Origin of the sequence: Streptomyces sp. AM6-12 (genome assembly GCF_044327085.1) — a bacterium.
Lineage (GTDB): Bacteria > Actinomycetota > Actinomycetes > Streptomycetales > Streptomycetaceae > Streptomyces.
In genome coordinates this window covers 5,717,236-5,730,964 of record NZ_JBIQWN010000001.1, presented here as the reverse complement: position 1 = coordinate 5,730,964, position 13,729 = coordinate 5,717,236, and the positions used below count along the sequence as shown (strand labels likewise).

The 13,729-nt window shown below is 73.9% G+C and carries 9 protein-coding genes and 1 pseudogene; 3 read left to right on the top strand and 7 right to left on the bottom strand.

From position 1 onward, the window contains the following. Positions 1-34 precede the first annotated feature (34 nt). Complete coding sequence (locus tag ACE4Q9_RS26075) at positions 35-664, bottom strand: NUDIX domain-containing protein (RefSeq protein ID WP_397986661.1); 630 nt, start codon at positions 662-664, stop codon at positions 35-37. A gap of 83 nt (positions 665-747) precedes the next feature. Further along, positions 748-2,397, bottom strand: a complete 1,650-nt coding sequence (locus ACE4Q9_RS26070) for a CTP synthase (protein WP_397986660.1) — start codon at positions 2,395-2,397, stop codon at positions 748-750. A 612-nt stretch (positions 2,398-3,009) separates the two neighbouring features. Here ACE4Q9_RS26070 and ACE4Q9_RS26065 point away from each other — a divergent pair. From ACE4Q9_RS26065 to ACE4Q9_RS26055, 3 genes and pseudogenes are all read left to right on the top strand, one after another. Further along, positions 3,010-4,812: a glycoside hydrolase family 15 protein gene (locus ACE4Q9_RS26065; RefSeq protein ID WP_397987331.1), complete on the top strand. Its 1,803-nt coding sequence runs from the start codon at positions 3,010-3,012 to the stop codon at positions 4,810-4,812. A 51-nt stretch (positions 4,813-4,863) separates the two neighbouring features. Beyond that, positions 4,864-6,247 (top strand): annotated as a pseudogene (locus ACE4Q9_RS26060) (FAD-binding oxidoreductase). 56 nt (positions 6,248-6,303) lie between these two features. Beyond that, entirely contained in the window at positions 6,304-7,950 is a 1,647-nt protein-coding gene (locus tag ACE4Q9_RS26055; protein WP_397986659.1) for a PucR family transcriptional regulator, read from the top strand. 76 nt (positions 7,951-8,026) lie between these two features. Here the strand turns inward: ACE4Q9_RS26055 and ACE4Q9_RS26050 are convergent, their stop codons facing one another. The 5 genes from ACE4Q9_RS26050 to ACE4Q9_RS26030 all read right to left on the bottom strand — a co-directional run bounded on the left by ACE4Q9_RS26050 (position 8,027) and on the right by ACE4Q9_RS26030 (position 13,728). Next, on the bottom strand, positions 8,027-9,163 hold the full coding sequence (locus ACE4Q9_RS26050) for a glycosyltransferase family 4 protein (protein ID WP_397986658.1): 1,137 nt from the start codon (positions 9,161-9,163) through the stop codon (positions 8,027-8,029). A 272-nt stretch (positions 9,164-9,435) separates the two neighbouring features. Next, positions 9,436-10,185: a hypothetical protein gene (locus ACE4Q9_RS26045; protein ID WP_397986657.1), complete on the bottom strand. Its 750-nt coding sequence runs from the start codon at positions 10,183-10,185 to the stop codon at positions 9,436-9,438. 39 nt (positions 10,186-10,224) lie between these two features. Then, a complete protein-coding gene (gene recN, locus ACE4Q9_RS26040; protein WP_397986656.1) occupies positions 10,225-11,967 on the bottom strand; it encodes a DNA repair protein RecN in 1,743 nt (580 codons plus the stop codon). Between the two features lie 46 nt (positions 11,968-12,013). Beyond that, positions 12,014-12,916 (bottom strand): NAD kinase, encoded by a 903-nt coding sequence (locus ACE4Q9_RS26035; protein ID WP_397986655.1) that lies wholly within the window; start codon positions 12,914-12,916, stop codon positions 12,014-12,016. Further along, on the bottom strand, positions 12,913-13,728 hold the full coding sequence (locus ACE4Q9_RS26030; RefSeq protein ID WP_397986654.1) for a TlyA family RNA methyltransferase: 816 nt from the start codon (positions 13,726-13,728) through the stop codon (positions 12,913-12,915). Before ACE4Q9_RS26030 ends, ACE4Q9_RS26035 begins: the two co-directional genes overlap by 4 nt. Between the last annotated feature and the right edge of the window lies 1 nt (position 13,729).

Here is a 13,729-nt window from a genome sequence, read left to right as displayed (position 1 = left end):
ACCGCCGCCGCCCGGCGGGTGCGGATGGGCGGGGTCAGGACGCGAACGGACGGGCCGGCCACTCGGCGTCCGCCGGGCGCAGCGCGTCCAGGCCGTCCCCGCCGCGCGCCGCCACCAGGGAGAGGACCCCGACGACCAGGCAGTTGTTGTGCACGTCACCGGCGAGGATGCGGCGCACCAGCTCGTCGACCGGCACCCGCGCGTGCTCCATGTCGGTCTCCTCGTGCTCCACCGCGAACCGCTCCCCCTCGGCCTCGGAGACCCCGCGGGCGAGGAAGATCCGTACGGCCTCGTCACAGCCGCCGGGGGTGGTGTACACGTCGGTCAGCACCCGCCAGTCCTCGGCCTTGACGTGCGCCTCCTCGTACAGCTCGCGCTGGGCGGCGTGCAGCGGGTTCTCGCCGGGCACGTCGAGCAGTCCGGCCGGGATCTCCCACAGCTTGTGCCGCACCGGGTGGCGGTACTGGTTGATCAGCAGCACCCGGTCCTCCTCGTCCAGCGCGAGGACGGCGACCGAGCCGGGGTGGACCTGGTAGTCGCGGCGGACCACCGAGCCGTCGGGCATGACCACGTCGTCGGTGCGCACCGAGGTCTTGTTGCCGGTGAAGGGGGTGTCCGTCGCCCGGATCTCCCACTCCTCGGGGGTGTCCTTGATCGTCGTCATGCCCTGTCCTTCCCAAAGTGCGCGGATGGCCGGGGCACGCTCCGTTCGGATGCGCGCGCCCCGGCCACCGTACAACCGCTGGGCTACTTGCCGATCTTCCGCTCGACGGCCGCCTTCACCAGACCGGCGAAGAGGGGGTGCGGGCGGGTCGGACGCGAGCGCAGCTCCGGGTGCGCCTGGGTGGCGACCAGGTAGGGGTGCACATCGCGCGGGTACTCGACGTACTCCACGAGCTTGCCGTCCGGGGAGGTGCCGGAGAACTGGATGCCGGCCTTCTTCTCCAGCTCCGCGCGGTAGGCGTTGTTCACCTCGTAGCGGTGGCGGTGGCGCTCCTCGACGTACTCCTTGCCGTCGTACACCTCGCGCACGATGGAGCCCTCGGCCAGCTTGGCCGGGTACATGCCCAGGCGCATGGTGCCGCCCATGTCGCCCTCGCCGGCCACGATGTCCAGCTGCTCGGCCATGGTGGAGATGACCGGGTGGGCGGTGGCCGGGTCGAACTCGGTGGAGTTGGCGTCGGCGATCTCGGCGAGGTTGCGCGCGGCCTCGATCACGATGCACTGAAGGCCCAGGCAGAGGCCGAGCAGCGGGACCTTGTTCTCGCGGGCGTAGCGGATGGCGCCGACCTTGCCGAGCACGCCGCGGTCGCCGAAGCCGCCCGGAATGCAGATGCCGTCGACGCCGGCGAGCTGCGCCTTGGCGCCGGCCGGGGTCTTGCAGTCGTCCGAGGTGACCCACTTGATCTTGACGCGGGCGCGGTTGGCGAAGCCGCCGGCGCGCAGCGCCTCGGTCACCGACAGATAGGCGTCGGGCAGGTCGATGTACTTGCCGACCAGGGCGAGGGTGACCTCGTGGTCGGGGTTGTGGACGCGGTCCAGCAGGTCGTCCCAGGTCGTCCAGTCCACGTCCCGGAAGGGCAGGTCCAGCTTGCGCACGACGTAGGCGTCCAGGCCCTCGGCGTGCACGACCTTCGGGATGTCGTAGATCGAACGGGCGTCCGGGCAGGCGACGACCGCGGCCTCGTCCACGTCGCACATCAGCGAGATCTTGCGCTTGATGGCGGTGGGGACCTCGCGGTCACAGCGCAGCACGATGGCGTCCGGCTGGATACCGATGTTGCGCAGCGCGGCCACCGAGTGCTGGGTCGGCTTGGTCTTCAGCTCGCCGGAGGGGCCGATGTAGGGCAGCAGGGAGATGTGCACCACGAAGACGTTGTCCCGGCCCACCTCGTGGCGGACCTGGCGGACGGTCTCCAGGAAGGGCAGCGACTCGATGTCGCCGACGGTGCCGCCGACCTCGGTGATGACGACGTCCACCGCGTCGGTGGCCATGCGCCGGATGCGGTGCTTGATCTCGTTGGTGATGTGCGGGATGACCTGCACGGTGTCGCCCAGGTACTCGCCGCGGCGCTCCTTGGCGATCACCGTCGAGTAGACCTGGCCGGTGGTGACGTTGGCCGAGCCGTCGAGGTCGCGGTCGAGGAAGCGCTCGTAGTGGCCGATGTCCAGGTCGGTCTCGGCGCCGTCGTTGGTGACGAACACCTCACCGTGCTGGAAGGGGTTCATCGTGCCCGGATCGACGTTCAGGTACGGGTCGAGCTTCTGCATCACGACGCGCAGTCCGCGGGCCTTGAGCAGCATGCCCAGGCTGGAGGCGGTGAGGCCCTTGCCGAGCGAGGAGGCGACGCCCCCGGTGACGAAGATGTGCTTGGTCGTCGTGGATTTGGGCGGCATGGCCAAGAGGGGGCTCCCGTGGTCGCTGGCTGTCGTGCGGTGCGGCTGTACGTCCCGGATCACTCCGAGGGTGCCGTCGCTGCGGTTCGGGGGTTTCGGGCCCACCGGTCCACGGGCTACCAGGGTATCAGCGCCCGGAGGGGATGGCTTCCGGCCACGCTCCGTACACGGATGCGTCGACTTTCGGCCACCTTCGGCACGGGGTCGCGGGCGGCGCCGTTCGCACCGGCCCGCACCACAGAGGTACGGCGCCACGGCTCCCCCAGGCGCCTCAGGCATCAGCACAGACCCGCGGGGCACACACGATCATCACCGGGGGGTCACCCGTTCGGCTCACACGGGTTGCCCGGAGCGGCACGCGGATCATGTGGGTGCGTCGTATCCTGCTCGGACATTCACTGCCGGGCCCGGCCGGACGACGGCACACCCCCGCCTGGATCACCCGGAACAACGAGAGCGCGGCAGTTCGTTGAGCAAAGACTGTCGTTTTGCCTCAGGGCTCGGCGGACTGCTTTGCTTCATCGCTCAACGACGCACAAAAACGACCCCTTGACCGCACTAGCGACAGCCCCCTCGCGCGGGGGTGACGTGGCCGTTCGACTGGAGTTGCACGTGGCCGGGCGCATCGAAGACTACGCACTCATCGGAGACATGCAGACCGCCGCACTGGTCTGCCGGGACGGCACGGTGGACTGGCTGTGCCTGCCCCGCTTCGACTCGCATGCCATCTTCGCCGGCCTGCTGGGCACCGAGGAGCACGGCTTCTGGCGGCTCGGCCCGGCGCACGCGGCCGACACCCAGCCGCCCACGGCGGCCCGCCGGGGCTACCGGGGCGACTCGCTGATCCTGGAATCGGAGTGGGACACCCCGCGCGGCACGGTCCGCGTGACCGATTTCATGCCCCCGCGTGACGGCGCGCCCCAGCTGATCCGGATCGTGGAGGGCGTCACCGGCCGGGTGCCGATGCGCTCGGCGCTGCGGATGCGGTTCTCCTACGGCCGGGTCGTGCCCTGGGTGCACAAGCACGAGGGCCGCACGGTCGCCGTCGCCGGGCCCGACTCGGTGTGGTTCGACACGGAGGTCGAGACCTACGGGAAGTCCCTGACGACCTACGCGGACTTCACGGTCGCGCCGGGTGACCGGATCGCGTTCACGATCTCCTGGGAGCCCTCGCACAAGGTGCCGCCCGCCCTGCCGGAGCCGGAGCAGTCGCTGGAGGCGACGGAGAGCTTCTGGCGCGACTGGGTCGAGCAGTGCACGTACCACGGGCCGTACCGGGAGGCCGTGATCCGCTCGCTGATCACCCTCAAGGCGCTGACGTACGCCCCCACCGGCGGCATCGTCGCGGCCCCCACCACCTCCCTGCCCGAGGACATCGGGGGCGTGCGCAACTGGGACTACCGCTACACCTGGCTGCGTGACGCCGCGATCACCCTGTCCTCGCTGCTGCGCACCGGCTACCGCGAGGAGGCCCGCGCCTGGCGCGAGTGGCTGCTGCGCGCGGTCGCGGGCGACCCGGAGAACCTCCAGATCATGTACGGCATCGCGGGCGAGCGCGAGCTGGGCGAGGCCGAGCTGGACTGGCTGCCGGGCTACGAGCACTCGGCCCCGGTCCGGGTCGGCAACGGCGCCGCCCACCAGCTCCAGCTCGATGTCTACGGCGAGGTCACCGAGGCCCTGCACCTGGCCCACATGACCGGTCTCGCCCGCAACGACTACGCGTCGCTGCTCCAGCTGAAACTGATCCGCTACCTGGAGGACCACTGGCAGGAGCCGGACGAGGGCATCTGGGAGGTGCGCGGCCCGCGCCGGCACTTCGTGCACTCCAAGGTGATGGCCTGGGTCGCGGTGGACCGCACCATCAAGCTGATCGAGTCCGGGGACGCGGACGGCCCGCTGGAGCGCTGGCGCGAGCTGCGCGACGACATCCACCGGGACGTGTGCGAGAAGGGCTACGACAAGGAGCGCAACACCTTCACCCAGTCCTACGGCTCCCAGGAGCTGGACGCCTCCCTGCTGCTCATCCCGCAGATGGGCTTCCTGCCGCCGGACGACAAGCGGGTGATCGGCACCATCGAGGCGATCCAGCGGGAGCTGTCCACCTCCGACGGCTTCATCCTGCGCTACCCCACCGAGGGCCAGTCCGAGGGCGTCGACGGCCTGCCCGGCGACGAGGGCGCGTTCCTCGCCTGCTCGTTCTGGATGGCCGACGACCTCGCGATGATCGGCCGCGTCGACGAGGCCCGCAAGCTGTTCGAGAAGCTGCTCGCGCTGCGCAACGACCTCGGACTGCTCGCCGAGGAATGGGACCCCCGCCTCAAGCGCCAGGTGGGCAACTTCCCGCAGGCGTTCAGCCATGTGCCGCTGATCGACACGGCCCTGCGACTGACGGCGTCGGGGGCGTACGGGGGCTAGACACCCTAGGCTGAAAGCGGACGAATCCCCCCTTTCCGGAAGGGGGCTGCCATGGTGTCCCGCTCCAGGGCCCGTGCCGCCCTCGACGCCCTCCGCGAGGACCTGGCCGGCGATGTCCTCGCCCCGGAGGACCCCGGTTACGACGCCGCCCGTGCCGTGTTCAACGCGATGGTGGACCGGCGCCCGGCCGTGATCGCGCAGTGCGCGCACACGGCCGACGTCGTCCGCGCGGTGCGCTTCGCGCGGGAGCTGGATCTGCCCGTCGCGGTGCGCGGCGGCGGGCACAGCGTGGCGGGCGCCGCGCTCGGGGACGGCGCGCTCGTGGTGGACCTGCGCCGGATGCGCGCGGTCACCGTCGACCCGGCCGCGCGGGCGGTGCGGATCGAGGGCGGGGCCACGATGAGCGAGCTGGACCGAGCGACACAGCCGTACGCGCTGGCGACGACCGGGGGCCGGGCCTCCACCACGGGGATCGGCGGGTTCGTCCTCGGCGGCGGCTCCGGCTGGCTGGAGCGCGCGTTCGGGCCGGCCGTGGACAACCTGATCGGGGTGGAGCTGGTGTCGGCGGACGCCGAGCGGGTGCACGCGAGCGCCGACGACGACCCGGAGCTGTTCTGGGCGCTGCACGGCGGCGGCGGCAACTTCGGCGTCGCCACCGCGTTCACCCTGGAACTGCATGAACTCCCGCTGTTCTGCGTGGCGTTGCTGCTGTTCCTGCCGGGGTACGGGCCGCCGGCGGTGCGCGCCTTCCGGGAGATCCTGGACACCGGGCCCGGCGCGCTCGGCGGCGCGGTGCTCTATCTGACCGGCCCGCCCGCGGACTTCGTACCGCCCGAGCTGGTGGGCCGGCGGCTGTGCCTGGCGCTGCTGACCCACGCGGGCGCCGAGGAGGAACTGCGCAGGCTCGCCGGACCGCTGGCGGCGCTGCCGCACGAGCGGGGGGGTCGTGGCCGCGCTGCCGTACGCCGAGGCGCAGTGCCTGCTCGACGCCCCGGCCGGGCTGCGCGGCCACGGGTCCGCGGAGTACCTCGGCGCGCTGCCGGACGACGCGGTGGACGTCTACTGCGCCCTCGGCGAGGCCATGCCCGCCCCGACCCGCGCCCAGCTCGCACTGCTCCCGCAGGGCCGGGCGGTCGCGGCCCGTCCGGGCGCCTACCCGGTGTCCTACCGGAACGCGCCCTGGGCCGTGCACCCGTTCGCCCTCTGGAGGGACCCGGCCGACGACGACCGGTGCGCCGGCTGGGTGCGCGAGGTGTGCGCGGCCGTGCGGCCCTGGAGCACGGGGGACGTGTATCTGAACTTCATCGGTGACGAGGGCCCCGAGCGGGTCCGGGCGGGCCTGGGCGCGGGGAACACACTGCGCCTGGAGAAGGTGAAGCGGCGCTGGGATCCCGACAACGTCTTCCGGTTCAACCACAACATCAGGCCGGTGTAGCACTCGGCCGCACGCGGAGATGTTCGTGAGGCGTTTTCGCAGGTAGCGTCCGCTGCATGGACAGCGGTACGGACAGCAGGGCCGACACCCACGGCGCGGGCATCACCGTTCAGCGGGCACTGGAGCTGCCGGGACTGCGCAGCGGGCTGCCGGAGATCGTCGCGGGCGCGGACCGGCTCGGCCGTACCGTGCGCTGGGTGCACGCGGGCGAGGTGCCGAACATCGCCTCGCTGCTCAAGGGCGGCGAGCTGCTGCTCACCACCGGCTACGGCCTGGGCACCCGGCCGGCCGAGCAGCGGGCGTTCGTGCGCACGCTGGCCGAGCGCGGGATCGCCGCGCTGGTGGTGGAGCTGGGCCCGCGCTTCAGCCGGCTGCCGGCCGCGCTGGTGGACACCGCGCGCGCGGCCGATCTGCCGCTGGTGCAGCTGCACCGCGAGGTGCCGTTCGTGGCGGTCACCGAGGAGATCCACACCGAGATCGTCAACGGGCACTACGCGCTGCTCCAGCGCGCCGAGGAGGTGCACCGGCGCTGTACCGAGGCGCTGCTGGGCGGCGGCGGGGTGCCGCAGGTGCTGGGCATCCTCGCCGGGTTCAGCGGCAATCCGGTGTTCCTGGAGACCGCCGACGGCCGGCTGCTGTACGCGGCCGGCGAGGGGCCCGAGGGCGCGGACCCGCTCCAGGTGTGGGAGGGGCTGCGCGGCCCGCACAAGAACGCGCCGCCGCCCGCCGGTTCGGTCCTGGTGGACGTGCCGGGCGGCGGCCCCGGTACGGCGGGTTCGGTGCGCGCCCGCCTGGTGCTGCTGCCGGTGCGCTCGCCGCTGTCGCCGGTGCACCGGATCGCCGCGGAGCGGGCCGCGGGCATCCTGGCCGTGGTGCTGATGCAGGCCCGGCAGGAGGAGGAGCTGGCGGCGCGGGGGCGCGGCGACTTCCTCACCGATCTCGCCGAGGGCCGTGTCTCCGCCCAGGACGCGCCCGCCCAGGCCCGGGTGCTCGGCTTCAAGCCCGGCGCCGGCCCGCTGCTGCCGGTCGTGATGCGGGTCGGCGACCCCCTCTCCCCCGGCGGGGGCTGGGCGGTGCTCGCCCGCGCGGTCTCCGAGGAGCTGGCCGCGGTGGGCGTGCCGGTGCTGCTGGGCGTGCGACCCGTGGAGGGCCGGGTGCTGGTGCTGCTCGGGCTGCGCGCGGAGTCGGAGCGCACGGCGGTCGCGGACCGGGTGGCGGCGGCGCTGCGGGCGGGGGTCGAGCGTGCCGGGATGCGGCGGACGGGCACTCCCCCGCCGGTGGTGGTCGTGGGCATGGCGGGCGGCTGGGCGGCGGTCTCGGCGGGGCTGCGGCACGCGGCGGAGACGGCGACGGCCGCGCAGGGGCTGACCGACCGTCCGTGGTACGACGCCCGGCGCCTGGACATCGACCTGCTGCTGTGGCGGCTGCGCGACCATCCGGACCTCGCGGCCTTCGTGGACCGGGCGATCGGCCCGCTGCGCGACCACGACCGGCGCTCCAAGCCGCCCCTGCTGCCCACCCTGGAGACGTACCTCGCGCACGCGGGCCGCAAGGCGGAGACCGCCCGCGAACTCCATCTGAACCGGCAGACGCTGTACAACCGCCTCGCCCGCATCGGCGAGTTGCTGGGCACCGACCTCGACGACCCGCAGACCGTCCTGGCACTGAGCCTCGCCCTGCGGGCCCGCCGCCACGCGCCTTAGGACGGTGGGCACGACCTCGACGCGGAGGCGGATCCTGCCGCGGTCGGAGAGGGACTTCCGTAGCAGACCGGTGCCCTCAGAGAATGAGTGGCCGTGTCAACTCGTCGTAGACGCTGAGCACTTGGGCGACCGTCTCGTCCTCGCTCGGCCAGCCGGCCGCCTGCCGTACGCCCTTCTCGCGCAGCAGCTCGCGCCGTGCCGGGTCGGCGAGCAGCCGTCCGACGGTGTCCGCGAGGGCCGACGGGTCGCCGTACGGCACGAGTTCGGCGGCGTCGCCCACCAGGTCGGGGATGCCGCCGACGCGGGTGGCGACCAGGGGGACGCCCGCGTACAGCGCCTCCTGGGCGAAGGCGGGGCGGGACTCCCGGCGGCTGGTCAGCAGTGCCAGATCGGCGGCGCCGAGCAGTTCGGGCAGGTCCTCGCGGTCGCCGAGGAGCCGTACCGGAAGCCGCTCGGCCTCGATGCGCCGCTGGAGCAGCGGCCGCAGCGGGCCCTCCCCCGCGACGACGACCAGCGGCGCCGGGTCCAGGTCCCGCCAGGCGCGGGCCGCGTCCAGCAGGGTCTCGTGGCCGCGGTGCCGTTCGAGGGGGCCGGCGGCGAGGAGCAACGGGCGGCCGATGGCGCCGAGTTCGGCGCGGGCCTTGGGCCGCCGCCGGTCGGGGTCGTCGGAACCGGCCGCGGGGCGGGGGCGGCGGGGCAGGGTCACGGCGGCGAGCCGGGCGTCCCGCGCGCCGGTGCCGCGGGCGCGGTCCACCAGGTCCGGGCTGGTGCCGAGGACCACGGTCGCGGAGCGGGCCACGCGCCGTTCCAGCAGGCGCAGCAGATGGGCCCGCGCGCCCTCGGCGTACGCCCGGTTGTGCCAGGTGACGACCAGCGGGGTGGTGCGCCCGCCGAGCGCGAGGACGGTCCGGAAGGAGGCGTGCAGTCCGTGCGCGTGCACCACGTCCGCGTCGGTGCAGGCCGCCCGGAGCGCGGCCACCGCGGCGGGGTCGCTGCTGCGCGGCACATGGATGTGGCCGGCGCCGGTCCCGGCGAAGTCGTAGGCGCGGTCGGCCTCGACGGGGGCGCACACCGTGACCCGCACGCCGCGGGCGACCAGCCCGGCGGTCAGGGAGCGCACATGCGCGCTCCCGTCGGCATCGCCCCCGCCCAGCACCTGCACGGTGCGCAGCGGCGGCCGGCCGTGCGGTGCGTTGCTGCTCAGCGGGCTCACGAGGCCGGGCTCCTGGTTCGGCGTGGGGCGGGTCACGAGGCAACGTACAGAAAGTAGCGGGCGCACGGGGGCGGCGGGATGTGCCCCGCGCGCCTCCCGCGCGGTCGGCGTCCCCGTCCAGCATGCCAGCAGGCAGGGCCGTCGGGGCAATACCGGGCGGGCGCACGGGGCGGCGGGCCGGGGGCAATGCGCCGGAGCACATCACTCACACGGGTGAAGGGTGCCCGTCCTGAGGTGACAGGAGCCTTCCGGTGTCCCCCGAGGTCAGACCGTCACAGCGACCGCGCCCACCCGGTGACGCGGTCCCCGCGGACGGTGGCCGCCACGACGGCGACGGCGCCCGCGAGCAGTCCCGCGCGCCCGCTGCCCGCCACCACGGCCGCCCCCAGCGCGGCGCCGAGCGCGTGCGCCCCCGTGTCCCCCAGCATCGTCCGCTCACCGGCGTCCTCGCGCAGCACCACCGCCGCGCCGCCCATCGCGACGGCGGCCAGTTCCCCGCCCGGTCCCTGGCGCAGCAGCGCCGGTGCACCGAGCGCGAGCACCGCGCCGAGCGCGCGTCCCGGTCGTACGTCGACCAGGTTCACGCAGTGCGCGGCGCCCGCGATGACGACTCCGGCGAGGAGCCGGTCCAGCGGCCGTTCCCGCAGCAGCGCGCCCGCGGCGAGGGCGGCCGCGGATATGCCGAGCAACTTGACCGCGCCGCTGGTGACCTCGCCGTCGCGCAGGGCGCCGAGGTGGGCCCGGAAGCCTCGGCGGTGGTCGCCCGCCACGTCGTCGTAGGCCCCGCAGGCCCCGGCCGCCAGCACGGCGAGCCCGGCTCCGGGGTGCACCCGCGCGGCCGCGAGCGCCGTACCGATCGCGGTCGCGGGCCCGGCGTACAGCTCGACGGTACGGCCCGCGTAGTTGGTCCGCTCCCAACGGGCGGGAGCGCCCGCCCGGTTTGCGCGCAGCAGGGCGTAGCCGGTCCGGGTGAGCGCGGCGGACAGCAGGAAAGAGCGGGACTTCCGGGTGCCGTTGGTCATCCCGACACCCTAAGTCCCGCTCCCGGCCCGCGAGTTCCGCTACTGGTCCGCCCGTGCCGTCGCCAGCAGTTCCTCCGCGTGGGCGCGGGCGGTCTCCGAGTCCTCCTGCCCCGCGAGCATGCGGGAGAGTTCACGGATGCGGTCCTCGCCCTCCAGGACCTTCACGCCGGAGCGGGTCACGGAGCCGTCGTCGGTCTTCTCCACCAGCAGCTGCCGGTCCGCGAAGGCGGCGACCTGGGGCAGGTGGGTGACGACGACGACCTGGGCGTTCCTGGCGAGCTTGGCGAGGCGGCGGCCGATCTCGACCGCGGCCTTGCCGCCGACGCCCGCGTCGACCTCGTCGAACAGGTACGTCGGCACCGGGTCGGTGCCCGCGAAGACGACCTCCACCGCGAGCATCACCCGCGACAGCTCACCGCCGGAGGCGCCCTTGGCGATGGGCCGCGGCGGGGCGCCCGGATGCGGGGCGAGCAGCAGCTCGACCTCGTCCACGCCCGAGGGGCCGTAGGCGACCCTCCGTCCGCCGACCTCGACGCCGTCGGGGTCCTCGGTCTGGCGGATGTCAAAGGAGACGCGCGCGTGCGGCATGGCCAGCGAGGCCAGCTCGGCGGTCACCGCGGCGGCGAACCGCTCGGCGGCCTCGGTGCGGGCGTCGGTCAACGCCTGCGCGAGCCCGCCCAGTTCGGCGCTGAGCGCGTCCCGCTCGGCGGTCAGCTCCGCGATCCGCTCGTCGTCGCCGTCCAGCTCGGTCAGCCGCGCGGCGCTCTGCTCGGCCCACGCGAGCACGGCGTTCACGTCGTCGCCGTACTTGCGGGTCAGGGCGTTGAGGGCGGCCCGGCGTTCCTCGACCGCGGCGAGGCGCAGCGGGTCGGCGTCCAGGTCGTCGGCGTATCCGGCCAGCTCGCCGGCCACATCGCCGAGCAGGATCCCGATCTCGCCGATCCGCTCGGCGAGCGCGGCCAGCGCCGGGTCGTGGGCGCGCACGGCCTCCAGGGCCCGGTGGGCCCCCGCGACGAGGGCCTGGGCGTCGATGGACTCGGGGTCCTCGGGGTTGCCCGCGAGCGCGGCGTGCGCGGCCGTCGCGGCGGACGACAGCGCCTCCGCGTGCCCGAGCCGCTCGGCCTCCCCGGCCAGCTCCGCGTCCTCGCCGGGCTGCGGCTCCACGGCGGCGATCTCGTCGAGGCCGTAGCGGAGCATGTCGGCCTCCTGCGCCCGCTCCCGTGCCCGCGTGGTGATCTCGTCCAGTTCGCCGGCGACGGCCCGCAGCCGCCGGTAGGCCGCGCCGTATTTGGCGAGCGGCACGGCGACCGCGTCGCCCGCGTACCGGTCGAGGGCGGCGCGCTGCCGGGACAGCTTCAGCAGCCCCTGCTGGTCGGTCTGCCCGTGCACGGCCACCAGGTCGTCGGCCAGCTCGGCGAGCAGCCCGACGGGCACGCTGCGCCCGCCCAGGTGGGCCCGCGAGCGGCCCTCGGCGGAGACGGTACGGCTGATCAGCAGGGCACCGTCGTCCAGCTCGGCCCCGGCCTCCTCGGCGCGTACGACGGCGGCGGCGTCCGCGGGCACGGAGATCCGCCCCTCCACGACCGCCTTGCCCGCCCCTATCCGCACGAGCGCCGGGTCGGCCCGCCCACCGAGCAGCAGCCCCAGGCTGGTGACCACCATGGTCTTGCCCGCACCCGTCTCACCGGTGACCGCGGTGAACCCCGGCGACAGCTCGACGACGGCATCGTCGATGACCCCGAGCGACCGTATCCGCATCTCCTCCAACACGGAACAGACCATACGAGGTCCGGGGCGGCGCGCGCACATGCCCCACCCATGTCACTCGCTAGTGCGCGCCCCGCCACCCCGTCGTCGGCAGGGCGAACTTCGCGACCAGCCTGTCGGTGAACGAGGAATGATGCAGCCGGGCCAGCCGCACCGGCACCGCCCCCCGCCGCACCTCCACCCGCGCCCCCGGCGGCAACTCGATCGTGCGCCGCCCGTCGCACCACAGCACCCCCGGCGGGACATGCGGCAGCACCTCCACCGCGAGCACCGAGTTGGGCGATGTGACCAGCGGCTTCGCGAACAGGGCGTGCGCGCTGATCGGCACCATCAGCAGCGCCTCCACCTCGGGCCACACCACCGGTCCCCCGGCGGAGAACGCGTACGCCGTGGAGCCGGTCGGCGTGGACAGCACCACCCCGTCGCAGCCGAACCCCGTCACCGGCCGGCCGTCGATCTCCAGCACGACCTCCAGCAGCTTCTCCGCGCCGGCCTTCTGCACGGCCGCCTCGTTCAGCGCCCAGTCGGTGTGCACGATGTCCCCGTTGCGGTGCACCACCACATCGACGGTCATCCGCTCCTCGACCTCGTACGACCGCTCCACCACCCGGTCGACCACCCGATCGAGGTCATCGCGTTCCGCCTCCGCGAGGAATCCCACGCGCCCCAGGTTGACGCCGAGCATCGGCACCCCGGACGCGCGGGCGAACTCCGCGCCCCGCAGCAGCGTCCCGTCGCCGCCGAGCACGATCAGCAGCTCGCAGCCGTCGAGGCATGCCGGGGTCGCCTCCCGCTCCAGCTCCACCTCGTCCGGGAGCGGCAGATCACGCGCCTCCTCCTCCAGCACCCGCACACCGATGCCATGCCTGAGCAGGCCCTTGACGACGAGTTCCGCGCTGCGGATCGCCGCCGGCCGCCCGGTGTGGGCCAGCAGGAAAACAGTACGCGCCAGGTTCTGTGTCAACGCGGCCCCTCCGCCACTGCACGCTCGACATCGGCCGGGTCCAGGCGGGGGGCGCCGGACCGCAGCCACAGGAAGTACTCGACATTGCCCGAGGGTCCCGGCAGCGGACTCGCGGTGACGCCCCGCACCCCGAGCCCCAGCTCCCAGGCCTTCTCGGCCACCCCGCGCACGGCCTCCGCCCGCAGCTGCGGACTCCGTACGACACCCCCGCTGCCGAGTCGTTCCTTGCCGACCTCGAACTGCGGTTTGACCATCATCACGAGGTCGGCGTCCTCCTTCACGCACCGCTTCAGGGCGGGCAGCACCAGCCCGAGCGGGATGAAGGACAGATCGCCGACGACGAGATCCACAGGTTCCCCGTCGATCGCGTCGAGCGTCAACTCCCGTACGTTCGTCCGGTCCTTGACGGTGACCCGCGCATCGCTCTGCAACGACCACGCGAGCTGCCCGTAGCCGACGTCCACGGCGACGACATGGGCGGCGCCCGCGCGCAGCAGGACATCGGTGAAGCCGCCGGTGGAGGCGCCGGCGTCCAGCGCGCGCCGGCCCTCGACCACCAGCCCCCGCGGCACGAAGGCCGCGAGCGCGCCGGCGAGCTTGTGACCGCCGCGGGAGACGTACTCGGGGTCGCTGTCGTCGGCCTGCACCACGATCGCGGCGGCGGTCTCCACCTGGGTGGCCGGCTTGGTCGCCACGGTCTTGCCGACGGTGACCCGCCCGGCGGCGATCAGCTGGCTGGCGTGCTCACGCGAGCGCGCGAGCTTCCGGCGGACCAGCTCCGCGTCCAGACGACGGCGTGCGACTCCTGCCACG

Excerpts from the sequence above, each read along its gene's own strand:
- ACE4Q9_RS26045 (WP_397986657.1), bottom strand. The coding sequence starts at position 10,185 with ATGACCAACGGCACCCGGAAGTCCCGCTCTTTCCTGCTGTCCGCCGCG.
- ACE4Q9_RS26075 (WP_397986661.1), bottom strand. The coding sequence starts at position 664 with ATGACGACGATCAAGGACACCCCCGAGGAGTGGGAGATCCGGGCGACG.
- ACE4Q9_RS26055 (WP_397986659.1), top strand. The coding sequence starts at position 6,304 with ATGGACAGCGGTACGGACAGCAGGGCCGACACCCACGGCGCGGGCATC.
- recN (WP_397986656.1), bottom strand. The coding sequence starts at position 11,967 with ATGGTCTGTTCCGTGTTGGAGGAGATGCGGATACGGTCGCTCGGGGTC.
- ACE4Q9_RS26070 (WP_397986660.1), bottom strand. The coding sequence starts at position 2,397 with ATGCCGCCCAAATCCACGACGACCAAGCACATCTTCGTCACCGGGGGC.